The following is a 23,224-nucleotide window of genomic DNA, read 5'->3' on the forward strand; positions in this document are numbered from 1 at the left end:
TCTGCCTCTGGAATTTACGAGGAAACTTGGTAGTCAAACCTTTCCGGGGTCATCAAGCAGCGATTACTTCCATTGCCATTAGTCCTAAACTCAGCATCGACAATAATTCTGAGGCGTGGTTTATTGTCAGTAGTTCAGAAGATAATACCATTCGCTTGTGGCGCATAGATGGTCTTGCTATTGCTCAACCTTTTGTAGGTCATCAATATCCAGTTACTTCAGTAGCAATCAGTCCCGATGGACAGTATATTGTCACAGGTTCCCATGACAAAACAGTACGTCTTTGGGATATTAACGGCAAACCCATAGGTAAACCTTGGTTCGGTCATACAAGTGAAGTCACCTCAGTTGCTATCAGTCCCGACAGGCAATATATAGTTACTGGTAGTCAAGATGGGATAGTAAACTTATGGAATTGGGAAGGTCAGATAATTAATCAATGCTGTCAACCAGATAATCATGTACTACATAAGATAGAAGATAATTTAGAAACCATACTCCAAGTTGCAAGCGATAGGTTACGTCACCATCCCATTCTCATTGACACCAAAACCAATGCAGTCATAGCAGCCAGTGAAGAAAATCCTTAACTTTTCTACATCGACAGCTACGGGTAGTACCTCTATAAATATAGAAGTCAACTTTGTAATGTATCGCATTAATTCAGAATTGTCAGGCAAGGATACCCGTGCAAAAACTAACTTCATCCTACGAATATCAAGTTGGGGGTCGTCTCAGAGTTGATGCACCCAGCTATGTAGTACGGCAGGCAGACGAAGAACTTTACAATGCTCTCAAAGCAGGTGAGTTTTGTTACGTTCTCAACTGTCGGCAGATGGGTAAATCTAGCTTGCGGGTGCAGGTGGCTAAAAGACTGCAAGAGGATGGTATTGCTTGTACAACAGTTGACCTGTCAGGAATTGGCAACAGCAACATCACAACTGACCAGTGGTATGCAGATATCATTATGCGACTGGTGCGGAGTTTCCAGCTTTCTACTGAAATTAATGTCCGCAATTGGTTAGGAGAAAGACAAGACTTGTCTCCAGTCGGTCGCTTGGCTGAATTATTACAATCTGTTTTACCGGAATTGATTCAGCAGCCGATAGTGATTTTTTTTGACGAAATCGACAGTACTATTAGCTTGCCATTTAATACTGATGATTTTTTTGCCCTGATTCGTGCTTGTCACGAACATAAGCGTTTTACTTTTGCGCTGCTGGGAGTAGCTACGCCTTCCGATTTAATTACAGATAAAACTCGCACACCGTTTAATATTGGGCGAGCAATTGAGTTAAATGGGTTTAATCTGGCAGAAGTTCAAGCATTAGAAATAGGATTAGCGCATAAAGTAGAAAATCCCCAAGCAGCACTGAAGGAAATACTGGCTTGGACGGGAGGTCAACCATTTTTAACTCAAAAACTTTGTCAATTAGTTACACAGCATTGGCATTGGGAAACAGGAGAACAGGGAAGCCTTTCTGCCATAGAATCCCCTTTCCTCAAGAAACTGATGCAGGAGATATTGATCCCAAGTGAAGCGATCGCTGACCAAATCTCTGCTATAGTGCGATCGAATATCATAGATAACTGGGCTTCCCTGGATGAACCACCCCATTTAAGAACCATCCGCGACAGATTACTTTGCCACGAACAACGCGCCAGCAGATTATTGGGACTGTATCTGCAAATCTTACAAAACGGCGGTGTGCCAGCCGATGATTCACCAGAAAAAATCGAATTGCTTTTATCAGGGTTGGTTGTTAAAAAACAAGGTAGCTTACAAGTTTATAATCGCATTTATCAAGAAGTTTTTAATTTAGAGTGGGTAGAGAAGCAATTAAAAAAGTTACGTCCCTACGCAGATTTAATTAACGCTTGGGTAGCCTCAAATTATCAGGATGAAACCAACCTGCTGCGTGGACAAGCCCTCAAAGATGCTCAAACTTGGGCAAAGGGCAAGAGTTTGAGTAATATGGATTATCGCTTTTTAGCCGCTAGTGAGGAACTAGAGAAACGCGAGGTACAGAGTGCGCTAATTGCATCTCAACAAGCAAACCAAATCCTTCTAACCGCCGAACAGCAAGCGAAACAAACGATTCGCCGGGGAATGATGGGGTTATCGGTGCTGTCTGTTGTCGCTGTGACTCTCTTGGGAATCTCCGGGTTACTCACATGGCAAACCGCGCAACAAAAGCGACAAGTAAGTTTGGGCGAGATTAAAGCTTTAACTTTCTCCTCAGAAACAGCTTTTGAGTCCCATAATAACTTTGATGCTTTACTCGAAAGTCTCAAGGCTGGTATCAAGTTAAAGCAGATAGGCTGGGACAATGCAGATACAGATTTAAAGGTGCAAGTAGAAAAGAATTTACGTCAGTCTCTCTACTGGGTACGCGAACGCAACCGTTTAGTAGGTCATGGGGATGTAGTCACAAGAGTTAAATTTAGTCCTGACGGGCAAAAGTTCGCCAGTGCCAGTTGGGATAAAACCGTGAAAATTTGGCAGCGTGACGGTAAATTATTACATACCCTACGTGGTCATACGGATGCAGTGTGGAGCGTTAATTTTAGCCCCGACGGTAAGATGCTGGTCAGCGCCAGTCGAGATAAAACCGTAAAAGTTTGGCGTGTGGAGGATGCTCAAGAAATTGCCACCTTAAATCATCAAGATTGGGTGGCGTGTGTCGGATTTAGCCCTGATAGTAAGACAGTGGCATCAATGGAATGGAATGGGACAATGAGACTCTGGAACCTCCAAGGACAGGAATTAAAATCCTTTCCTACCCATAAAGCCCCAGTTGTTGGTGTCCATTTCAGCCCCAAGGGAAACATGATTGCTACCGCCAGCCGGGATGGTACAGCAAAGGTTTGGTCTTTAGATGGCAAAGAATTATTGTCTCTGGGAGGCCATAAGAATTGGGTCATGTATGTTAATTTCAGTGAGGATGGCAAAAACCTAGTAACAGCAAGTCGAGACAAGACCGCGAAAATTTGGGATTTACAAGGGGAAGAACTGGCAACACTACGCGGTCATAGTGATACCGTGGTAAATGCAGTATTCAGCCGCGACGGTCAAACTATTGCTACTGCAAGCTCGGATAAAACTATCCGACTCTGGAACCGCAAAGGTGAGGAATTGCAAGTTTTTCATGGACATACCGATGCTGTCTGGGGTGTCAACTTGAGTAAAGACGGAAAACTTTTAGCCAGCAGTGGCGAAGATGGGACTGTGAGATTGTGGAATATAGATAATGGGGAAGCAGGAAAATTCCAATCTTTAAGTTTCAATCTTGGTGAAGCTGCTGCGGGGAGTGTCAGTTTTAGTCCAGATGGTAAAACTTTGGGTACAACTAGTCGTTACACAATGGCGAAACTTTGGAACCTTCAAGGACAAGAATTAGTGACACTTAACGGTCATAGCGACACCTTAAGAAGTCTGCAATTCAGCCCTGATGGTAAAATTATCGCTACCGCCAGCCGAGATAAAACCGTCAAACTGTGGAATTTAAATGGTAAAGAAATAGCAACGTTGCACGGACATCAAGCAGATGTCAGAAGCGCAACTTTCAGCCCCGACGGTAAAACCATTGCTAGTGCTAGTTGGGATACAACAGTTAAACTGTGGAATTTGAATGGTAGAGAAATCATGACTTTGCGCGGACATCAAGCTGGTGTCAGAAGTGTCAGTTTCAGTCCAGATGACCAAATTATCGCTACCGCTAGTGAAGATGGAACGGCTAAACTCTGGAATCGCCAGGGACAAGAACTAGGTACCCTCAAAGGACATCAAGCAGGGATACAGGCGGTAAGTTTCAGTCCTGATAGTCAAGTTATCACCACAGCCGGTAAAGATAAAACCGTGAAACTCTGGAACCGAGAGGGTAAAGAACTATTGACTCTGCTGGGACATGGGGGTGAGGTGAATGCAGTGAGTTTTAGCCCCAATGGAGAAATTATTGCTACAGCCAGTGAAGACATGACAGTCAAGCTGTGGAACCGTAAAGGAGAAGTGCTGCAAACCCTTGCAGGTCTGGATACTGGGGTTAAAAGCCTTAGTTGGAGCCAGGATAGTCAGGTTTTGGCTTCTTCCGATTCCCTGGGTAAAGTCACTCTCTGGAATTTAGATTTTGATTCCAGTCCTGAGAACTTGTTGGCGCAGGCTTGTAATTGCGTGAGGGATTATTTACTCAATAGTGCAGATGTTAAGGAGCATGAAAGGGGTTTGTGCGATAAGCTCAGTACAGTAAAAGTATCTCAGTAAATAGCTCTTATATTGTAGAAAAGTGCTGAAAATGCAGCGACACGATATCTTAGAAATTGGAAATACTATAATCAATGCCCATGTCTGCTAAAGATGTCTTTCATGAGGTTGTGAAAATAGCTTTACAAAAGGACGGCTGACAGATAACTCATGACCCACTTTTGTTTAACGTAGGTGGGGTAAAAATGTCAATTGATTTAGCCTCTTTGTACTTTAGAGAATAGTTGGTTACGCTGTCAAAGAGGCATTTATCAGTATATGCAGCCCCACTAGACTAATTATTAGTGGCTAGATGTTATGTATCAACAGATTATGGGAATACTAAATAAACAGTAATAATTTCCCTCACTGTTTTCAAATAACTTAATTTAAATCAAATGTTCTTACTAACTCCAGCTAAAGCAGCTGTATATGTACCAAATTGTAACTTTGATATTGAGGATCAAAGTTACTACAAGCTCAATTTAGCCTATACAACATATAAAAATATTAATCTTATTCAGCAATGTAAGTATTTAGTTTGGAAGAAGCAGATAAATCCAGATAATATATTATTAAACTTTTTTTTAATTCATCATATAGAGCCTATTAATGAAAATGAGCATCGGTTATTTTTGCAGAAATACCAGCAGATTAATCACCAATCAAAGATTAGATTATTTTTTGATATATTTAAACTGGAAAATGTGGGCAGGCAATTAATAATAGATTTAAACAACTTGAATATAAATCATCAAATATTTAGTACTAATTATCAACCTTTTATTACTGCTATACCAGTAGACACATCATTTTTACCAATACATGATAAATCATCAAATGAAATCATTCGTACAATTTCAGAAAAATTGAGGTTTTCTTTAAACCAACATGATAAATTTGAACTTAAAAACATTCAAGCAATTATATTCAATAATAAGGAAATTACAGATCAAGAGCTTAGATTTATTGTTAAAAAAGGCGTTGAATATTCGGTTGAATATATTAATTCAGAAAAAATATGGATAAATTTAAAGTATACAAACTTTTCGCGCACAATACAGCCAGTAAAACAATTAGATTTAGAGGAACCTATTAATTACAAAGAACATAAACTAGTTAATATTAGAACAGGGCGTTCAGTTCCTAAAAAAGTTAAATATATATCGGATATTAGAGATATAGAAAATGTGTTTGACACATTTGATTCTTGTGAAGCTTTCGATAAAAGATGTGATAATTTACGGTTTTCTCAGAAAAAATTTTGGTTTGAGCAGACTAATATAGAAGATACTGTTGATCTCATTAATAATTTAGATGCAGTAGTTGATAAAAAATTAAAAATCATACAGTTCTCAGATATAAACCAGATACAATATAAATATAAAATAATTCATAAATTTAGAAAATATATTTTTTCAAATGGAGAGCTTCATCATACCCCAGCAAAAGGTTTACACCATTCAGGTGTATTCCGAATGCCTAAAGATATGACTCTTAAAGTTTTAGTATCTGTTCAAAAACTAGAAACTGAATCCTTGACCAAAATTATTCATAACATCAATAACAGAATAAAATTTTTATATAAAAATTTTGTACCATTAATAACTGAATATGATATTATTACATTTGATTATAATAATTTTAATTCTGTATTTTTTAAAGATGAAATTCAAAAGTTACAATCCAGCTATCTATTACATTTATTTGACATTAAAGATTTTCAATCAAATTTTATATATATGCAATTAATTGATAATACTAATAAAAGTATAATAGATGTTTTTAAAAAACAAAAATTAAAATTTGATATAGTTAATACATTTCAAGAAATTATTCTTGCTAACTCACTTTTAAAAATAGGTGTGCGAAATAGAGCTATTCCTTGGAAAATTAACCAAATTGATATTCAAGACCAAAATCATCTATTTGTAGGAATTGACTTGGGACACAATCATAAAGATAAGTTTAGCAATTTAACTTTAACTGCTATTGATAATAATGGTTGCTTAATCCGTACATACACAATTAAAAAATTAGCTAATAATGAAAGTATATCTTATCAAGAATTATTTAAATATTTTCAATATATTCTGAATTTATCAACTAATCAATATCAAGGTATCACTATACATAGAGATGGTAAATTTCAGGAAGATGTCGAGTCATACCATCGAGTCATGAGAGAAATTGGTATTCAAAAATATAATTTAGTCGAAGTTACAAAAAGTGGGAATCCATTAATTGGTTTTTACTCAAACATACAGGAGCAAACTACATATTTAGATGGTTTTGAAGGTTACTATATTTTTACAGATGAAATCTCATATTTAATTACAAATGATCAAGCTTTAAATACTAAGACAGCACCTAATCCTTTAAAAATTAGAAAAATATATGGTTACAAAAAAGTTACAGAAATTACAGAAGAAATTTATTGGTTGACTAAGGCTTACTCTATAAATATTTTTGAACCAACAAAGTTACCTATTACAACTCTTATAGCTAATAATTTAGCATATAGCAGAAATTTAATCCACTTCACAAAGGAGTAAACATTCATGCTAGTTATGGCAAGTCACTGAATGTTTTCGTACAGGAATTTACCCACTCAAGTATTTACATTATACTAATCTATTGGCATTGCCTTCTATTACCTTACCTCAAGCCGTTGCTTCAGAACTTTTGAACTGTGCAATAGTGTTTAATTCCGCTTCTTCTTCCTTGAGAACATGGTAAAGTTCCCAATTCTGTTGGAGGTTTAACCAAAATTCTGAACTATTGCCAAAAAATTTTGCTAACCGTAATGCTGTACTAGGCGTAACACCCCGCTTTTGATTTACAATCTCATTAATTCGCTGGTAAGGAACGTGAATTGCATCTGCAAGTTCTCGTTGTGATATTTCCATTGGTTCTAGGAAATCTTTGAGTAATATTTCACCGGGATGCGAAGGCTGTCTATGCTTTGGAACTCTCATCTCTTGATAATCTCCTAATGGTAGTCTACTATTTCAACTTCTGAGGGGCCTTGAGGTGTCCATGTGAAACAAATCCGGTATTGATCGTTAATCCGAATGCTATGCTGACCTTTACGGTCGCCTTTTAAAGCTTCTAACCTATTACCTGGTGGAACTTTCATATCATCCAATGAGAACGCTGCGTTGAGTTGATCTAATTTTCTCTGTGCAACTTCCCAACAGTTTATAGGGCAATGTTTTCGGGCTTCCTTTGAGTCATTACCATCAAAAATGTCTTCAGTCGCTTTATCCTTAAACGATACTATCATAACTAGCATGATGACACGGTTATCATGCTATCAGAAAATCAACTATAAATTTTCCGCGATCGCCTTACCGATTCACTACAACCTGATAATTATGGTAAATAAAACTATACATCTTGGTAGCATTGAGTGAAGTACCCGTCAGCAATGGAGCGAGTGCGATGTACGCAACCGTCACACAACCACTGACTTTTGCAGAGTTTCTTGCCTGGGATGATGGTTTAGGGAGAGAGTTTGAATTATTGGATGGGATCCTGTGCCATGAAGATTTAACGAGGTGAATGCTGATTATTTCTGCTGAAAATTAACACCTTCCGTCCCGACAGATTCTAGTCGTCTTCTTGCCAAAATCGCCCAACGGTAATCAAATGTCGTGTAACTAGAGGCATTATTCACACAAGTTGTAGATTGAGCGATCGCACCTTTGCTATCCTTTTGGATTTCCAGTACCTTGGCAAATATACAATTCGCTTCCCATCGCTGTTGATGAGTGGGTTGTTTTTCGTTCAGCGCGATCGCGTTTACCAAATTTCGCCCCGCCTCTCCATGACGATTCTGCTCTATTTCCACCCAACCGAGATTTGTTAGTAAGGAGTATCTGATCGGAAAATTATCAGCTTTAACTAAATCTAAACCGCGCAAAAAGAAGCTTTCCGCCGTCAAGTAATCTTCATCACCAAGATACAAGCGACCCAGATTATTGTAAGTCTCAGCGTTATTTCCAGGTAAAGCCTGCATATAATGAGTCCTAGCGTTGGGCAAATTTTCCAAATTCTCGAAAGTTTTACCCAGCAATAAATGAGCATCAAAATTACCAGAATCAAAAGCGATGGCTTGCTTTAAATCCTTTTTCGCTTGGGTAAATTCAGCTTTGCTAAAACTCTGCAACCCAAGTTGATAGTAGTATTTCCCTAACTGGGGTAATGAATTTTGCAAATAAATCGCCCCTAGTAATAACAATGCCGAAATACCGAAAGATACTTCACTACAGTAACGTTCAGGTAACTTCAGTTGATGCAACAGTTTTTGTAACTTCTCTCGCCCGGATTGGGTTAAACTGCCAAAAACTAGTAGTGCGATCGCCCCATTCCCCACTAATCCAAAAGTTGTTAGCAAATCCAGCCCACTGACAATAAATTGTGAACTGAAAGTGGCTAAAAAACTGACTACAGCCGTTAAATTAATAGTTGTTAGTCCATCCCAAATCGCATCAAAACGAGTCCAAGGATCTGGTTCATCCGATTCCAAAAACCACCACCAAGCTTCTTTGGGAGGATGGATACTGCTACACCAGTCTTGCAGTTGTCCAACTTTGACAATTTTGTGGGCTTGAACTTTCAGTCGTCTATCCAACTCCATGAGTTTCGTAACTTCATCTGGAGGTATTGGATTAGCTTTCGACATCAATTCTGCATGAACTGCATCCCGTGTCAATAAAACAGCTAAGACTTGCTGTTCAGATACATCTGATTTTGCTTCCTCAATTCCTAGTAATGCTTGCAGATATTCATTGAGGACATGACTGATTTGCAGTTTTTGAGTATCAATATTATTCATTCTCCAGTCCCAATTCTTGCAGTGTCATCGGGCCGACAATTCCATCCACAGCTAATCGCCCAGTTGCTTCCTGAAATTGCTTGACAGCTTGCTCGGTTTGGGTATCAAATATTCCTGTTATCTGGATATCAATTTCCGTAATTTTCGTCTTCAGCAATGCTTCTTGTACCTTAGTGACATCATCACCTTGTAAGGGAGGCGACTGAAGCCGTAGATTGCGTGAAAAGAAGAGTTCAAAACCATCTGTCGGTGAATTGGCTAAACGCGCTTCCGTTTGCGGCCCGAAACTACCATCTTCTGCTATTAGGTCGTGGGGATTATATTGATTCCATAACCTTTGAAATGCTCTAATCCCAATCCTACCTAAATTCCGCTTAGTTGCAGCCGGAAGTCGGTAATCGTAGTGGGGAAAGTCAAAATCCCGCCCCAACCGAATCCAATTATGGGGCTGAAAAAAACGTTCCCAGCTATCAGCATCTTCAATATCTAACGCCAGTCCACTTTCATGATTACTAGACCCTGGTAAAGCCGCAGCCGTAATCCCAAATAGCCTGCGTTCAAACTGTTTTCGTAGTAGGTACTGTTGAGCAACTGTGCGATAGACTGAGTTGACAACTAGTTTAGTACCCCGTTGCTTGATTGCTAATCGCAGCGATTCTTTAGCAGCTGGTTGGACAAAGGGATTGATTTGATTTCCAGTGACATCGATATTGAGATCGCTAAAGTCAACTAAAACATTGGGTGAAATTGAGTTCATCACGGCAATGATTTGCAGACTCAGACCTCTGACTAAACCTGTATTTCCTTTTTCAATTACATCTTTGACTTTTAGCATAGTTAATTCTCCTAGACAATTCTTTTGGCAAGAATAAATTACTTAACTTTGTAAGTCGGCAAATTTTATATTGATACAAACGCTGTTCTACACACTTATGCAATTCGTAGTTTATGCAAACAAGAACTGTGCAGTATTACCAGATGCCAGATTTAACCCGATGTTATCTAAAGTAAATCCCCTGACACCGCGTAACTCGGCTAATAAATCACCTGAACCAAATCCTGTATTTCCAGTCACGCCATCACCTAAATGGAAATAGGTATTGCGGCCATGCACCACTACATCGATCGCCTCGATACCTTCAAATTGCAATAAATCTCCGCCTGCACCACGCTGGAACTGATGGATCACATCACTGCCATCACCTTGACGATATATTACTGTATCAATGTGGCGATCGCTTCCCAAATACAGCGTATCGTTTCCCAGCCCACCTACGAGAATATCCGCACCTTTTCCAGCATAAAGGCTATCATTACCCTCACCACCACGGAGAATATCATCGCCACTGAATCCACGAATGATGTCATCACCACCCTGACCGTTAATTACGTCATCGGAGTTATTAAAACCGCGCACATCATTATCTAAATCATTAAGGAAAGTAACGGTGTTGCGATTCCAAATTCTGTTTTGGGTGGAGTCTGCATTGAAGATATCAAAACTGTCTTGCAGGGTTTCATCACCATCAAACATGATGTTACCAATCTGACCATGCTGACCACCAGAAATCGGCAAGTTATCCAGGTTTTCTAGAGCAAAGTCCTTGAGAATCACTTGGGTATCATCAACCCCTTCAAAACTGACAACTAAATCATCACCAGTTTGGGTAAGGAGCAAGTTTTTGGCAACTAAACCCTCTCCTGTAAATATGAGTTCATCAAAGGTTTCCCGCACTTCCAGCGAGGGATTGCTTCCCCGTCCTACTCCCTGAAACCCTTCTACCTCAATAGTGCGATCGCCACGGTTGACTTTAACGGGATAGATATTGCTATCCGCATTCGCCGTTGATGCAGAATTTTGGATGAAACTGACTCCGCCCATATCCCGCAATAGACCACCCGACTGAACGAAGATTGCACCACCCCGTCCTTGACCATTCTGAAAGCCACTACCACCAACAGCAGAATTGAAAAGAAATGAACTGTTCCTGACGTTGAAGGTGGCGTTGTTAGAGACAAAAACTGCACCGCCTAAACCTGCGCCGCCGCCACCTTGTCCACCCACACCACCGTTACCTGGACTGTCACCACTAAAGGTTGCCCTACCATTACCTCCATTCGCTCCAGCGCGTCCAACCCCAGCAAATGCGCCAGCTGCGCCCCCAATACCACCAGCACCACCGCTACCGCCGCTACTTGGGACTATACCTCCAATGGCGAAGAAACTTGGTAAGCCACCACTACCACCAGGAAAGCCATTGCTTCCAGCCGAGGAATCATTTCCACCCCGCCCACCGTCGCCACGACCAGCAAAACTATTACCCCCGACTGCCCGGTTATCAAAAAACACGACATTATTTGCTGTGACATTAGCACCTGGATTTAGAAACAGGCCTCCTCCAGCCCCTAAACCACCACCGCCACCCCGACTACCGTTGCCGCCTTGGGCAAGACCCCTATTAATCTGCAAATTATTAAATGTAACGGTGCTGTTATTAATGAGAAATAAGGAGGTGCGCCCCTGTCCATTGAAGCCAGTAAAGCTAGTCCCATTCCCCTGGAAGTTAATGTTATTGCCTGGTCTGATGACAATTGGGTTATTTAAGAGAGCAATGCTATTGATAGCGATGGTATCAGTTCCAGGTAGGGCTTCTGCGGCTGTGACCGCTTCTCGTAGGCTCAACTGCCCATCGGTGGAACTAACAACATCATTTAATGTAGTAACGGTGAAAGTTGCCATTTGCGTATCCTTGTAATTATCCAATTTAGGCAGAATAGGGAATACCGCCGCCTTTGTAGAAGCGGCGTTACATTTAGTTTTAATTTGTGGATTTTAAGAAAAATTAAGAGTAAATCACACCCCGATATTTTAAACTTCTCCGTGGTTGGGAAATTGTAGATATAACTTGATTTTTAATATAAAGTGCGCCACGATAAATTAGAGTTTGATCTGTTTGGATATTTTGGTTAACAACTGAACAGTTAATATTATAAGCAGCACCACGATACTTTAAATATACTTTTGATTTCGTCTCTTTAGATAAAGTATCATCGCATTCATAGGGTAATAATTGATAATTTATTTCCATTTTTATAATCCTCATTGTAAATGAATAAAATGCTAGTTTGCTGCAACATTTGATTTTATGTTTCAGCAATAATTTATTTATAGGATTTCTAGAAATTAATGTCTATGTATAAAAGTTAAGGATTTAGCACAGAATGGATTTACTTAACTTTTCGCCCTCTTTATCAGCCACAGGTGCGGTTTATTGCTGTTTCACCCAATTAAGTTAAGTCAGTTAAGTCCTTAGCTTTTCTGTATCGACAATTATTTGCTCTCATTCCATTATGGTAATTGTGAAGCAGAAGAAATCAAGCTTCAACAAGCAAAAATAACTCAAATTAGGATGTTAATGATGAATAGTCAATCTGTAAAAAATTCCAAGAACAACACCAAAATCAATATCCAAAATACTGTTAAGTACCCAGAACTTAACGACTCAGAATTAGAGGTTGTTTGCGGAGGTGGAAATTTGATTGGACGTAATAGGAGTTTTTCAAGTCATGTCAAGTAACTCAGTCATTGTAGTAGAGACTGAAGCGGCTTGACTGCAAAAGTACATGATGATGTGAACTCTGATAAATCAATAGGAACGGGAGTAAAGAATATGGGTAAAATTCCATACGCTGACACGGTGCAATCATATCAATTGACTTTGATTGATACAATCAATGCCTCTGTTTATGAGGAATTTACTTATCCGCACTTCCGTTCCTTATTGCAGAACTTGACACCCGATGTCCCTGTTGTGGGCATTGGGGTTAAGTTAGCAGGAAATCCCATTGGGTTAGCTTTAGCTCGTTATAGTCCACAAGTTTATGGGCAAATACTTTCTTTATTTGTTGTCCCTAGCCATCGTAGCCAGGGTGTGGGTACAGCATTAATGGCGCGGATGGAAACAAGCTAGAACCTCTTAATAGTCTGGGCTTACGCTATCAAAATCAAGTAATGGGCTGGATAATTACCCATCGTACTGCACCTGATACTATCCGCTATACCCAAATGTTTGTAAATCCCAAATCTCAACCTTTGAGCCGCAGTACCTTATTATTAGCTAGAGCAATTCAACTACAAGTAGAGAATCTTCCCCATACTAAAGGCACTTTTCGGGTGGATATAGACAATACCCCAATGGTGAAGTTTGTGCATCGTCGCCTCAAACCATATTTGGATGAAATTCGCTATGCCTGGAGTGTAACTAAGGTTTTGTCATGAAGTACCATTGGGTAAGACAACATAGTGGGGAAGACTGTGCAGCCGCCAGTTTAGCTATTGTCGCCAAACATTATGGACGCTGTTTAAGAATTAACTATATTCGAGAATTGGTAGGCACTCGGCAAGGGGGAACTACCATGTTGGGGTTGAAATATGGCGCACAAGCTTTGGGATTTGAGACGAAAGCGATTAAGGCCTCCCCCGACATTTTAGACGAACTGCACGAGCTAACTTTACCTGCCATTCTTTACTGGAAAGGTTATCACTTTGTGGTGTTCTACGGGCAAAAAGGGAGGAAGTTTGTAATTTCCGATCCCGCAATGGGTATTCGCTATCTCACCCGCCAAGAACTCCTTAAGGACTGGCAAGGCTATATGATGTTATTGCTAGAACCAGAACCACAGCGTTTTGCGGCTCAAGCTGAAGACCCAACTCCGATTAATCCATTTGCCAGTTTGCTGCATCGCCTCTGGCAACAACGGGGAATTTTGCAGATTTTGCTACCTTTAAATTTAGGGGTGGGATTATTAGCTTTGGCTACTCCATTGTTGCTGCAATTCCTCACCGACCAAGTTTTGGTAGAAAATAATAGTCAACTGCTGACTCTGGTGGCTGTGGGAGTGATGGGGTTAACCTTGGTCAATAGCGGTTTGACTTGGACACAATCGAATTTGGTGGCTGCATTTGCAGAAAAGTTGCAGAAAGAATTAAAACTGGATTTTGGTAAACAAGTGCTGCATTTGCCTTTGTCCTATCATGAAGCTCGTCGCAGTGGTACGGCAATTCGCCGTTTAGTTTTCCCACTTAAAAGGGATAACTCATAATACGAAAGAAAAATCACCCAAGGTTCATACAAAATTCATTTAACGGTAGATGAATGGTAAAGGTAGTATGAATAGACATTTCCAAAATAGTATATTTTGGAGATGTCTATTGAGAGAAAACTACAAGATTTTAAGAATGGGTGACCTGAGACTCGAACTCAGAACCAGCAGATTAAGAGTCTGATGCTCTACCATTGAGCTAGTCACCCAAACATAGAATCTCATAGTAGCATATTTCTGGCTGATTCACTAGTGATGCTGGGGCAAATTCAAGAAGGCTACGCTCTCACCTGGGGAAATTGCACGATAAAGGTGGTTTGACCATCTGCACTCTTTACATCGATAGAGCCACCGAGATTTCTCACCATTTTTTGTACTAAAGCCAGTTCCAATCCTGTACCGCTATATTTCCAGGGATCGTTTTTGGAAATGTGATAAAACGGCTCGAAAATCCTTGATAGGTCATTGGCGGGGATTTCTAAGCCAGAATTGAGAAAAGTCAGTTGTACTGTATCCCCTGTCAAGTTAACAGCTACGGTGATTGATTGACCAGCACGAGTGTATTTGCAAGTATGATTTAACAGTTCGGTAATTATCTGCTCTAAATCAGTGATGTCTGTTTCTAACAGTGGCATCCCCGACTCTATGATCAGATGTAATTCTTGTCTCTGACAACTGGTAAGTTCCCGAAAAGACTCCACAATGGGAGGTAGCCAAGTCTGGAGATCAATGGCAATTAAAGTCGGGGGATCAGGTTGGGTTTCTAGATAGGTAAGTTTTCGTAAGTCGTTAATTAACTTACTTTCTCTGCCACACTCGTTATGCAGAATCTGTAAAAGTTGTGGTACTATTTCGATATCTAAAACACCTTCTGGTGTGAGTACACTTTCCAGGGTTTGGACAGCCAGACTGATGCTGGTTATGGGTGTCCGCAATTCTTGCGATAAAATCCGCAGAAATTCATTTTTCAAACGTTCTCGTTGTTCTAATTCTTTAATTTGTGCTTCAGTTCTTTCATAAAGTTGTCCTTGACGAATTGCGATCGCACATTCACTAGCTACCTGCTGCACTAAACTGATTTGACTTTCATCAAACATCTCTTGTGTGGGTCTAATCAGCCAAATATTGCCCACAATTCCTTGATCATCAAATATGGGACAAGCTAGCTGTGTAACTAGCTGTAACTGGGGATGCCATCCAGGGACAATTTTCACAGATTGCCAATGCTCTTTTTGCAACAGTGTGGGGTAAATTTCGGGAAAGTCTGCAATCTTTTTGGTCGATCCCTTGTCGGGGGGTAAAGTTGCTTTGTACTCGTAAGCTATACTCACCACTTTGCAGCAATCGCTGTACAGTTCAATGTAACAATTCTCAAGTTCTAGTAATTTGGCTAATTCTTGAGTCGTTGTTTGCAAAACCTGTGTTGCTTGGCGATTATCGCGGATTTGTTCGGTAATGCAGCGTAACAGTGTTTGAAAGTTTTGTGCTTGCTGTAATTGGGCTTGATGCTGCTGGGACTGAGATGCTAATTGTGATTGGAGATGCTGTATTTGCTGATATAGTTCGGCTTGGTGAACTGCAATGCCGATTTGGGTTGCTAATTGCTTGATTAGGTCAACTTCAATTTCTGTCCACCCATAGGGTTTATGGCAATGTTGAGCAATTAATAGTCCCCACAAATTTTGCTGTAACAAAATCGGCACAACTAAATTTGCTCTTACTTGCCAAGCACTCCAAAAGTCTATTTGACAAGGATCTAAACCTGCGCCATAAATATCTTCAATAATTTGAATACAACCCAGTCCATGACGTTTTTTATATTGGGTGCTGAAGCCGGGATCGCAGAAGTTTTTGCCCAGCAATTTCACACTAGGTGCTACCGTAGATTCGGCGATGATTGTGCCACTGTTGTCAGGTTGAATATGATAAATCAGGACGCGATCGCAATGCAAACACTGGCGGATTTCTTTGACTGTCTGCTGAAGAATGATCTCTAACTCTTCAGACTCACTCAGGCGTTGGGCGATGGCTGCTAATAACTTCTCTCGTTCTGCCTGCATCCCCTTTGCTTGTTTTACCTGTTTGACAGGAGTAATATTACTACTGGTGCCAATTAGTCGGTAAATTTTCGAGTTAGCATCCCGTATTGGTGTTAAGGTCGTACTCCACCAAGTAGTAACTCCTTGAAATTGTAAGCATTGTTCATAAGAAATAGTTTTACCAAAGCTTACGCAATCAGAGTAATGCTGACGTACTCTAGCCGCATCAATGGGCGAAAGAATATCTTCTGGTTTTTTGCCCCTTAAGTCTTCAGAACTAATGCCTACCCATTGTTCATGAGTAGGATTCAGTGCCACATAACAAAAATCACCATTTTCTAAAACATCTACAACAAATATAGATGCCTGCACAGAATCGTACATACTCAGTAGAAATTGTTCACTACTACTGTGTTCGTTAAATTCTGTAGTGAAGAGAATATGAGGAGATGATTTTTTTTTCAACTCTACGGTGAAGTCAGTTGGATTTATAGTCATCAGAGAGTCCCTATCTACTATTACTGACTATTTTTCTAGACGCTTTCTAGTAACTTAGCTGTTAAAAACTGCTGTTTGGCGCCTAAAGCAAAGTATTATTTAGTCTTTTGATATCGATTTTTATGTGTTTATATTTCTTGTATGAAATATCGGTAGAATAATAACATTAACTTAATTTAGTGTTTAAATATAGAATTATATTATTTTGCTACAGTTTCACTATTATTTTTCAGGTCTTACGCAAAAATTCCCCAAAAGCTGGATTTATCTAAACCGCCAAGACGCCAAAACGCCAAGAATTGGTAGAGTGTGCGTAAGTCTTATTTTTTATCAGAAATGTTTTTAGATTCTTGCATATACTTACGTACAAGCAAAAGACATATTAATGAATTGTAATATTTATTAACAACAAGCCTACTCTCTCAATGGGAACAGCTAAAGACAAGTAACCTTTTGTTGAGTATGGATTCAGGCTTTTAATCACCCTAAAGATAATTAACACGTGGGGGGTTTCACCCCTTCGACGTAGGAGTTCATCTAGTTGTAACGAATTTCGAGATTGCAGAAAATCCGAGCTTAATTGCGGTAGATGATATACATCCCACCCATGTAGAGAGCGATGAGAATTAATCCATCCCAAGTGACATTGACATACATGCGGGAGCGACTAACGGCATGATAAATTAACCCGGCGATGGCAACTGAAGTCATAATCATGGCCACAATGGCCGTGAACAAGTGAACTGGATTAATCTGTAACCACAAATTACCTTGCAAGTACACCAAATCATAAATCCCTAGAATTGCCAAATTCCAGAGATTAGAGCCAAAAATGTTAGATACGGCCATTTCTACGGCATTCATCCGCATAGATTCCACCGACACCACAACTTCCGGTAGAGATGTCGCCCCAGCCAGCAACAATGCACCGATAAAACTTTGCCCCAAACCAGTCACCGTAGCCACTTGGTCGCCCAAAAACGCCAGCCAGACACCGAGAAGCACCGTAGCCACTGAGAAAAAAGCAAAATTCAGATATGCTCGTTTTCGCCCGATATGCTGGTATTGAAGAGCTTCTGCTTCTACCTCCAAAATAGCCGCCCGTCGTCTAGTTTCAAACAAAGCAATTGTCCGCGCGCTCACCCAGTAGAGCAAAATTAATAACAAACTGGGAATACCCACCCAAGCCAAAGTCAAATTAATTCCTGAAGAAGTCAACAACATCCCCGCCGCCGTTACCCCCAACATGGCACAACCGAGACTAGCCGCCAATCCATGACTCACAGGCGCACGCTTGAGTAACGGTTCTGGCCCACTAAAAATATCCAGTAGTCCCAAAATTAGTAAATTGAACATACAACTACCCAAAATGCCCCCCACAGCCAAATCTGGGGCATTCAATACAACTACAGCACTCACCCCTGTAGCCAATTCTGGTAAAGATGTAACACCTGATAAGAGCAGCGCCCCAACCCAGCTACGCCCTAAACCGGTTTTCTCAGCGACAACATCAGCACTGTGCGATAGCTGCATTCCTACAGCAATCACTAAGAGGAAACATACGAAAACTTGGAGGAATAAGAGCATGGGGATTGGGGATTGGGGGGAACTTAATGCACTACATATAATACTTAAAACCTTAAATACAAAAGTAATTACGAATTACGAATTATTTTGACTACTTTTAATGTTTTGAGGCTGCTATCTGCACAACCACTGATAAATCCACCCATTGCTTGAATTTGTTGGAGATATTCTAAAGCTGCTGGAGTAATCAGTTCCCCTGGCATTAAAACGGGAATCCCTGGGGGATAAGGACAGACGATTTCAGTGCAGATGCGATCGCTTGTTTGTTCCAAAGGCAAAGTTTCACTAACAGCAAAAAAAGCTTCGCGGGGCGACAGTCTCAATTTATCATCCCATACAATCCACTGTTTTCTTGTTGACAGACTACTAGTATTGCTTCCACTCCCCAATTTAGTAAACCCTTGAACTAATTTCTCTATATCCTCTGGGGTATTACCTAAACTAATAATAAAGGTGACATTTTGCCATGATGCAAATTCGGCTGTCACACCCAGTTGTTCATCTAAAATTTCTTCGGCATCAAATCCAGTGAAACCTAGACCGGAAACAGTTACAGTTAACCGTGTTCGATCTAAATTTGGCATTTGCAAAACTGATAATCCTGGAATTTGGCTAATTCTCGTTCTCGCTGTGTCTGCAAGTTGTAAGGTGCGAGACATGAGGGCGTTTCCTTGTAGGGCCATTTGTTGGCGTGCTGCATCTAAGGAAGCTAAAAGTATATAACTGGGACTGGTAGATTGAACCAGTTGTAAAGCCTTACTTACTCGGTCAATATTTATTCTCTGGCCTTGAACATGTAACATCGATGCCTGTGTCATAGCACCGAGTACCTTGTGAATAGACTGGACAGTTAAATCTGCGCCTGCGGCTAAAGCTGGGGTAGGTAATTGTGGATGAAAGGCAAAGTGCGCGCCGTGTGCTTCGTCTACGAGTAATGGGATATTGTACTGATGAGTAATGTGAGCGATCGCTTGGATATCTCCACAAACACCGTAATATGTGGGATACACTGTCAATACTGCCTTGGTATCAGGATGCTGTTGTAGTGCCGCTTCTACAGCTTCAGGCGTAATACTATGGGCTATATCTAAAACTGGGTCATATTCAGGATTGAGAAAAATCGGTATGGCACCAGAGAGAATTAACCCGGCGATCGCAGATGAATGCACATTGCGCGGCATAATAATTTTATCGCCTGTGCCACAGGTGGCGAGAATTGCCGCTTCAATCCCACAGGTAGAACCATTGACCAAAAACCATGTTTGTGAAGCGCCAAATGCGGCGGCTGCTAGTTGTTGGGCTTTTTGAATTACACCTTGGGGTGCAAACAAATTATCTAAATCTACTAGTTCCGTTAAGTCCGCACGAAAAACTTGTGTCCCCAGTAAGTCAGCCAAGGGTTGATAAATGCCCTTTCCTCGCTTATGTCCTGGTGTGTAAAAAGGAGCGTGAGCATTAGTTATACAAGCTTTTAAGGCATCTAATAAGGGTGTTTGGTTTTGATTAAGCATTATGTCAGCAAAGAACCGCCAATGATAAAATTTAAAGACGATGAAATTACCTAACGGCGAGCAAGCAGAGATTTCTGCCCAAAAGTTAATAGGTTATTGTCTAAACCCAGAACATCCCAGTGGGAAACATAAAGCCAGGATTTTCGCATCGATTCTAGGAATCACGCCAGAAAATGCGGATGTTTTGCGTGAGCTTGTGCAAACAGCAGCAGTTGCAGGTGAAGTTGTTCAGCAAAGTACTACACAATTTGGTCAACAGTTTAAGGTAGATTGGATAGTACCTGATACAAACGGAATCAGGCTGCGGACAATCTGGGAAATCACTACTAAAAATCCCTATCCACGTTTGATTACTGCATTTCTGAAGTTCAATGAAAAAAGTTAAACTTTTGGATAGTATTGCGACACTCAAGCCTATTCCCATTGAAAGATTACAACTAGTGGAAGAGGATTATACTTCTATGGACAGTTTACCCAGTGGGCAAGTGGGAACAATTGTAGAAGTGTATGAGCAAGAAGAATATCATTATTTAGTCGAGTTTGCTGATACCCAAGGCTGTGCATATGCAATGGCGACTTTGAGAGCAGATGAAATTTTAGTCTTACATTATGACTTGGCAATTGCTTAATTTTTAAATTAACTGACCAAGCAGTTGTGGTTCTTCATTACTTGTTATGCTAAAAACGTCTATAAATTAGCTCATATCCCTGACTGGGCAAGAAATACAGCTTTTAACATTGACGTTTGAGCTTTTGCGAGAAAATCTAGGTTCTAACTGCTTGAAACCCCTGATTTTTAAGGGAAATTCCTAATTTTAGTTTGAAGTTTAGCATAACACCTACGGAAGAACCGCAGTTGTGACCTGAAGCTTGATTTTGATAAACCAAATTCACCAACAGTCGGTACTGAGTTTGTCGGAACTTCAATTTGCTCTGACTTCCCCAGCCAATTTATCGCCCCTGTACAAGCTTCCCTTAGCAACAATCCCCACACTAAATTCTTTGATGGTGCGTTCCGGGGATATGTTCGTTGTCAATTGACACCAGCACTTTGGCAAAGTGATTACCGCGTTGTCTCCAGCATCACTGACTTGAATGCCTCTGTCAAAACCCTAGTTTCCTATGTAGTCCCAAATGGACAACCAGGCGCACTGATAAATTAACCACACGCGATCGTTAAGATCAAACCAACCCCCAGATGATCATTTGGGGGATTTCCATCTGCAAACACAGTTGCTAGCAATAGCGATAAATTAATAAAAGGATATTTAACCGGGTAATCGCTATTTGGGGAGATGTCATCAGTGGAAGTTGTCATCTAGCTTAAGAAAGTCGAATAATTAAAATTAGACATACCATGATTTACCCTACAGCGATTTCTATACCCGAACCACAAATTTCTAATCCTCAACCAAATCCACTCCCAACTCCCGAACCCACACCAGGGCCAGAACCAGTACCAACCCCCATTCCCCAACCCATACCAGGGCCAGTACCAGCCCCTATTCCCCAAACAGTTCCCGGAACAGTTCCCCAAACCATACCTGAACCTGTTTAAATTGACTCTGTACTTCACAAAATCTCAAATCGAAAATGCTAAGAGCCGGAATTGTCGGACTTCCCAACGTCGGAAAATCTACTTTATTTAATGCCGTAGTTGCTAACGCCAAAGCAGAAGCAGCTAATTTTCCTTTTTGCACGATTGAACCGAATGTCGGCGTTGTCGCAGTACCGGATGAGCGCTTAAATGTTCTGGCTAAAATTGCCAGTTCTGTACAAGTTATCCCGGCGCGTGTTGAGTTTGTCGATATTGCAGGTTTAGTCAAAGGTGCAAGTCAAGGTGAGGGATTAGGTAATCAATTTCTCTCCCACATCCGAGAAGTGGATGCAATTGTCCATGTAGTACGTTGTTTTGAAAATGATGATATTATCCACGTAGCCGGTTCTGTTGACCCAGCGCGAGACATTGAAATCATTAATTTAGAACTAGGTTTAGCCGACTTATCACAAATTGAACGCCGCATTGACCGCACCCGCAAACAAGCCCGCACCAGCAAAGATGCTCAGTTTGAAGTGGCAATATTAGAAAAATTAGCAGCCGCTTTAAATGAAGGTAAATCTGTCCGTCAAGTAAGTTTGGCTGAGGAAGAAGCCGAAATTATTAAAGGACTGGGACTACTCACCAATAAACCCATTATTTATGCTGCCAATGTATCTGAAGAAGAGTTGGCAACAGGTAATGAATTTGTGGAACAAGTGCGGCAAGTTGCGGATACTGAAAATGCCCAAGTTGTCATAGTTTCAGCGCAAGTAGAAGCTGAATTGGTAGAATTACCAGAAGAAGATAAAGCTGATTTTCTCCAATCTTTAGGCGTAGAAGAAGGCGGCTTGAAATCTTTAATTCGTGCTACCTACGCTCTATTAGGCTTGCGGACATATTTCACTTGTGGCCCCAAAGAAACCCGCGCTTGGACAATTAATGCGGGGATGTCTGCACCCCAAGCAGCAGGTGTAATTCACTCTGATTTTGAGCGGGGATTTATTCGCGCCGAAACTGTTGCTTATGATGCTTTAGTTACGAATGGTTCCATGAATGCAGCGAAGGAAAAAGGCTTAGTTCGCAGTGAAGGGAAAGAATATGTTGTGCAAGAAGGGGATGTGATGTTATTCCGGTTTAACGTATAAATTTGCGTATAACAGACATCTTGTTTGTTCTGGGCGGGCGAGTACGCCCACCCCACAATAATTTTTTTACTCCCCACTCCCCACTCCCTACTCCCCACTCCCTAATTTAACCGATGGGATGATTACCAGGATTTACAGCATGAATATGTTCACTACCCGATTGCGGTCTGCCCCTTTTATAACAAGCTTCTTCTGGTTTACCCCAACCTAATTGTAAAATCATTTCCAAAAAGCTAGAATTTTCCCACTTCCACAAACTTGCCCATTCGGTAATTTGAGCAATTCTTTCTACATCTGGTTTGAGAATTTTTTGATGTTGTTTATTATTATTAAAACTCAAATACAGATCCATCCCCGCAGTCACTTCATACCAAAATTCCAACATAGAATTTTTGGCATTTTTGAGTATTTCTAAGTCTTCACTGAGGGCGATTAATTCAGTATTTACTTCTGGGTAGTGGAGGCTTTTACCTTTGACTGTCATCTCCCGCCAGACAATACCTGAAACTTGGTGTTCCCTCTGATATTCGTGAATGGCAGCTTTAAAATCTTGATAGGCGGTGAACTTTTGTAGTCCGTCAGTTTGGATAAACTGGTCAATGACAGGGTTACCAGAGACTGTTACCTCTAATTTTAGGCGTTTACCTGTGAGGCAAGCTTGGCGTTCATCTGCCAAAATTTGGATTAGCTTCTCGGTAGTATAAACCTTTGACATCAGAAC

The 23,224-nt window shown here is 40.6% G+C and carries 20 protein-coding genes, 1 tRNA gene and 1 pseudogene; 11 read left to right on the forward strand and 11 right to left on the reverse strand.

The annotated features are described in order from the left end of the window. Positions 1 to 26 precede the first annotated feature (26 nt). From ACM0OS_RS06750 to ACM0OS_RS06760, 3 genes are all read left to right on the forward strand, one after another. On the forward strand, positions 27 to 590 hold the full coding sequence (locus ACM0OS_RS06750; RefSeq protein ID WP_414542399.1) for a WD40 repeat domain-containing protein: 564 nt from the start codon (positions 27 to 29) through the stop codon (positions 588 to 590). A 98-nt stretch (positions 591 to 688) separates the two neighbouring features. Further along, complete coding sequence (locus ACM0OS_RS06755) at positions 689 to 4,261, forward strand: AAA-like domain-containing protein (RefSeq protein WP_414542400.1); 3,573 nt, start codon at positions 689 to 691, stop codon at positions 4,259 to 4,261. 377 nt (positions 4,262 to 4,638) lie between these two features. Further along, a complete protein-coding gene (locus tag ACM0OS_RS06760; RefSeq protein WP_414542401.1) occupies positions 4,639 to 6,795 on the forward strand; it encodes a hypothetical protein in 2,157 nt (718 codons plus the stop codon). Positions 6,796 to 6,903: 108 nt separating this feature from the next. Here the strand turns inward: ACM0OS_RS06760 and ACM0OS_RS06765 are convergent, their stop codons facing one another. From ACM0OS_RS06765 to ACM0OS_RS06790, 6 genes are all read right to left on the reverse strand, one after another. Next, positions 6,904 to 7,218, reverse strand: coding sequence for a HigA family addiction module antitoxin (locus ACM0OS_RS06765; RefSeq protein WP_414542402.1), 315 nt, complete (start codon positions 7,216 to 7,218; stop codon positions 6,904 to 6,906). Positions 7,219 to 7,232: 14 nt separating this feature from the next. Then, positions 7,233 to 7,526, reverse strand: coding sequence for a type II toxin-antitoxin system RelE/ParE family toxin (locus tag ACM0OS_RS06770; protein WP_414542403.1), 294 nt, complete (start codon positions 7,524 to 7,526; stop codon positions 7,233 to 7,235). 285 nt (positions 7,527 to 7,811) lie between these two features. Continuing rightward, positions 7,812 to 9,080: a tetratricopeptide repeat protein gene (locus tag ACM0OS_RS06775; RefSeq protein ID WP_414542404.1), complete on the reverse strand. Its 1,269-nt coding sequence runs from the start codon at positions 9,078 to 9,080 to the stop codon at positions 7,812 to 7,814. Continuing rightward, positions 9,073 to 9,915 (reverse strand): peptidoglycan-binding protein, encoded by an 843-nt coding sequence (locus tag ACM0OS_RS06780; protein ID WP_414542405.1) that lies wholly within the window; start codon positions 9,913 to 9,915, stop codon positions 9,073 to 9,075. The genes ACM0OS_RS06775 and ACM0OS_RS06780 overlap by 8 nt, the downstream gene beginning before the upstream one ends. 111 nt (positions 9,916 to 10,026) lie before the next feature. Continuing rightward, positions 10,027 to 11,820: a hypothetical protein gene (locus ACM0OS_RS06785; RefSeq protein ID WP_414542406.1), complete on the reverse strand. Its 1,794-nt coding sequence runs from the start codon at positions 11,818 to 11,820 to the stop codon at positions 10,027 to 10,029. Positions 11,821 to 11,923: 103 nt separating this feature from the next. Next, positions 11,924 to 12,184, reverse strand: a complete 261-nt coding sequence (locus tag ACM0OS_RS06790) for a DUF4278 domain-containing protein (protein WP_414542407.1) — start codon at positions 12,182 to 12,184, stop codon at positions 11,924 to 11,926. 567 nt (positions 12,185 to 12,751) lie between these two features. Between ACM0OS_RS06790 and ACM0OS_RS06795 the strand changes: the two genes are divergently transcribed. From ACM0OS_RS06795 to ACM0OS_RS06805, 3 genes are read left to right on the forward strand one after another with little or no spacing between them, the layout of a single operon-like run. After that, positions 12,752 to 13,051: a GNAT family N-acetyltransferase gene (locus ACM0OS_RS06795; RefSeq protein ID WP_414542408.1), complete on the forward strand. Its 300-nt coding sequence runs from the start codon at positions 12,752 to 12,754 to the stop codon at positions 13,049 to 13,051. Positions 13,052 to 13,092: 41 nt separating this feature from the next. Beyond that, entirely contained in the window at positions 13,093 to 13,359 is a 267-nt protein-coding gene (locus ACM0OS_RS06800) for a hypothetical protein (RefSeq protein WP_414542409.1), read from the forward strand. After that, positions 13,356 to 14,183: a cysteine peptidase family C39 domain-containing protein gene (locus tag ACM0OS_RS06805; RefSeq protein ID WP_414542410.1), complete on the forward strand. Its 828-nt coding sequence runs from the start codon at positions 13,356 to 13,358 to the stop codon at positions 14,181 to 14,183. The genes ACM0OS_RS06800 and ACM0OS_RS06805 overlap by 4 nt, the downstream gene beginning before the upstream one ends. A 137-nt stretch (positions 14,184 to 14,320) precedes the next feature. On the opposite strand, the gene ACM0OS_RS06810 is transcribed toward ACM0OS_RS06805, so the two are convergent. The 4 genes from ACM0OS_RS06810 to ACM0OS_RS06825 form a co-directional block, all read right to left on the reverse strand. Beyond that, a tRNA-Lys gene (locus ACM0OS_RS06810) sits at positions 14,321 to 14,392 on the reverse strand. A gap of 69 nt (positions 14,393 to 14,461) precedes the next feature. Further along, positions 14,462 to 16,720, reverse strand: coding sequence for a GAF domain-containing protein (locus ACM0OS_RS06815; RefSeq protein ID WP_414542411.1), 2,259 nt, complete (start codon positions 16,718 to 16,720; stop codon positions 14,462 to 14,464). A 576-nt stretch (positions 16,721 to 17,296) separates the two neighbouring features. After that, positions 17,297 to 18,307 (reverse strand): sodium:calcium antiporter, encoded by a 1,011-nt coding sequence (locus ACM0OS_RS06820; RefSeq protein WP_414542412.1) that lies wholly within the window; start codon positions 18,305 to 18,307, stop codon positions 17,297 to 17,299. 68 nt (positions 18,308 to 18,375) lie between these two features. Then, on the reverse strand, positions 18,376 to 19,818 hold the full coding sequence (locus ACM0OS_RS06825) for an aminotransferase class I/II-fold pyridoxal phosphate-dependent enzyme (protein ID WP_414542413.1): 1,443 nt from the start codon (positions 19,816 to 19,818) through the stop codon (positions 18,376 to 18,378). Between the two features lie 40 nt (positions 19,819 to 19,858). Here ACM0OS_RS06825 and ACM0OS_RS06830 point away from each other — a divergent pair, with 40 nt between their 5' ends. From ACM0OS_RS06830 to ychF, 5 genes and pseudogenes are all read left to right on the forward strand, one after another. Beyond that, positions 19,859 to 20,203: a DUF6883 domain-containing protein gene (locus tag ACM0OS_RS06830; RefSeq protein ID WP_414542414.1), complete on the forward strand. Its 345-nt coding sequence runs from the start codon at positions 19,859 to 19,861 to the stop codon at positions 20,201 to 20,203. Continuing rightward, positions 20,190 to 20,447: a DUF4926 domain-containing protein gene (locus ACM0OS_RS06835; RefSeq protein ID WP_414542415.1), complete on the forward strand. Its 258-nt coding sequence runs from the start codon at positions 20,190 to 20,192 to the stop codon at positions 20,445 to 20,447. Before ACM0OS_RS06830 ends, ACM0OS_RS06835 begins: the two co-directional genes overlap by 14 nt. A gap of 231 nt (positions 20,448 to 20,678) precedes the next feature. Then, positions 20,679 to 20,981 (forward strand): annotated as a pseudogene (locus ACM0OS_RS06840) (alkaline phosphatase D family protein); the annotation flags it as partial. Between the two features lie 194 nt (positions 20,982 to 21,175). Next, the gene (locus tag ACM0OS_RS06845) at positions 21,176 to 21,376 is read left to right on the forward strand and encodes a hypothetical protein (protein WP_414542416.1); all 201 of its coding nucleotides are present in this window, start codon (positions 21,176 to 21,178) and stop codon (positions 21,374 to 21,376) included. Between the two features lie 35 nt (positions 21,377 to 21,411). After that, on the forward strand, positions 21,412 to 22,503 hold the full coding sequence (gene ychF, locus ACM0OS_RS06850; RefSeq protein WP_414542417.1) for a redox-regulated ATPase YchF: 1,092 nt from the start codon (positions 21,412 to 21,414) through the stop codon (positions 22,501 to 22,503). 106 nt (positions 22,504 to 22,609) lie between these two features. On the opposite strand, the gene ACM0OS_RS06855 is transcribed toward ychF, so the two are convergent. Continuing rightward, the gene (locus ACM0OS_RS06855) at positions 22,610 to 23,218 is read right to left on the reverse strand and encodes a hypothetical protein (RefSeq protein ID WP_414542418.1); all 609 of its coding nucleotides are present in this window, start codon (positions 23,216 to 23,218) and stop codon (positions 22,610 to 22,612) included. Positions 23,219 to 23,224 lie beyond the last annotated feature (6 nt).

It is taken from the genome of Nostoc sp. CCY0012 (genome assembly GCF_963920855.1).
Classification (GTDB): domain Bacteria; phylum Cyanobacteriota; class Cyanobacteriia; order Cyanobacteriales; family Nostocaceae; genus Cyanocohniella.

Bases quoted from the DNA above. Each gene is read 5' to 3' on its own strand.
- ACM0OS_RS06760 (WP_414542401.1), top strand. From the start codon at position 4,639: ATGTTCTTACTAACTCCAGCTAAAGCAGCTGTATATGTACCAAATTGT.
- ACM0OS_RS06765 (WP_414542402.1), bottom strand. From the start codon at position 7,218: ATGAGAGTTCCAAAGCATAGACAGCCTTCGCATCCCGGTGAAATATTA.
- ACM0OS_RS06770 (WP_414542403.1), bottom strand. From the start codon at position 7,526: ATGATAGTATCGTTTAAGGATAAAGCGACTGAAGACATTTTTGATGGT.
- ACM0OS_RS06775 (WP_414542404.1), bottom strand. From the start codon at position 9,080: ATGAATAATATTGATACTCAAAAACTGCAAATCAGTCATGTCCTCAAT.
- ACM0OS_RS06780 (WP_414542405.1), bottom strand. From the start codon at position 9,915: ATGCTAAAAGTCAAAGATGTAATTGAAAAAGGAAATACAGGTTTAGTC.
- ACM0OS_RS06785 (WP_414542406.1), bottom strand. From the start codon at position 11,820: ATGGCAACTTTCACCGTTACTACATTAAATGATGTTGTTAGTTCCACC.
- ACM0OS_RS06790 (WP_414542407.1), bottom strand. From the start codon at position 12,184: ATGAGGATTATAAAAATGGAAATAAATTATCAATTATTACCCTATGAA.
- ACM0OS_RS06795 (WP_414542408.1), top strand. From the start codon at position 12,752: ATGGGTAAAATTCCATACGCTGACACGGTGCAATCATATCAATTGACT.
- ACM0OS_RS06800 (WP_414542409.1), top strand. From the start codon at position 13,093: ATGGGCTGGATAATTACCCATCGTACTGCACCTGATACTATCCGCTAT.
- ACM0OS_RS06805 (WP_414542410.1), top strand. From the start codon at position 13,356: ATGAAGTACCATTGGGTAAGACAACATAGTGGGGAAGACTGTGCAGCC.
- ACM0OS_RS06815 (WP_414542411.1), bottom strand. From the start codon at position 16,720: ATGACTATAAATCCAACTGACTTCACCGTAGAGTTGAAAAAAAAATCA.
- ACM0OS_RS06820 (WP_414542412.1), bottom strand. From the start codon at position 18,307: ATGCTCTTATTCCTCCAAGTTTTCGTATGTTTCCTCTTAGTGATTGCT.
- ACM0OS_RS06825 (WP_414542413.1), bottom strand. From the start codon at position 19,818: ATGCTTAATCAAAACCAAACACCCTTATTAGATGCCTTAAAAGCTTGT.
- ACM0OS_RS06830 (WP_414542414.1), top strand. From the start codon at position 19,859: ATGAAATTACCTAACGGCGAGCAAGCAGAGATTTCTGCCCAAAAGTTA.
- ACM0OS_RS06835 (WP_414542415.1), top strand. From the start codon at position 20,190: ATGAAAAAAGTTAAACTTTTGGATAGTATTGCGACACTCAAGCCTATT.
- ACM0OS_RS06845 (WP_414542416.1), top strand. From the start codon at position 21,176: ATGATTTACCCTACAGCGATTTCTATACCCGAACCACAAATTTCTAAT.
- ychF (WP_414542417.1), top strand. From the start codon at position 21,412: ATGCTAAGAGCCGGAATTGTCGGACTTCCCAACGTCGGAAAATCTACT.
- ACM0OS_RS06855 (WP_414542418.1), bottom strand. From the start codon at position 23,218: ATGTCAAAGGTTTATACTACCGAGAAGCTAATCCAAATTTTGGCAGAT.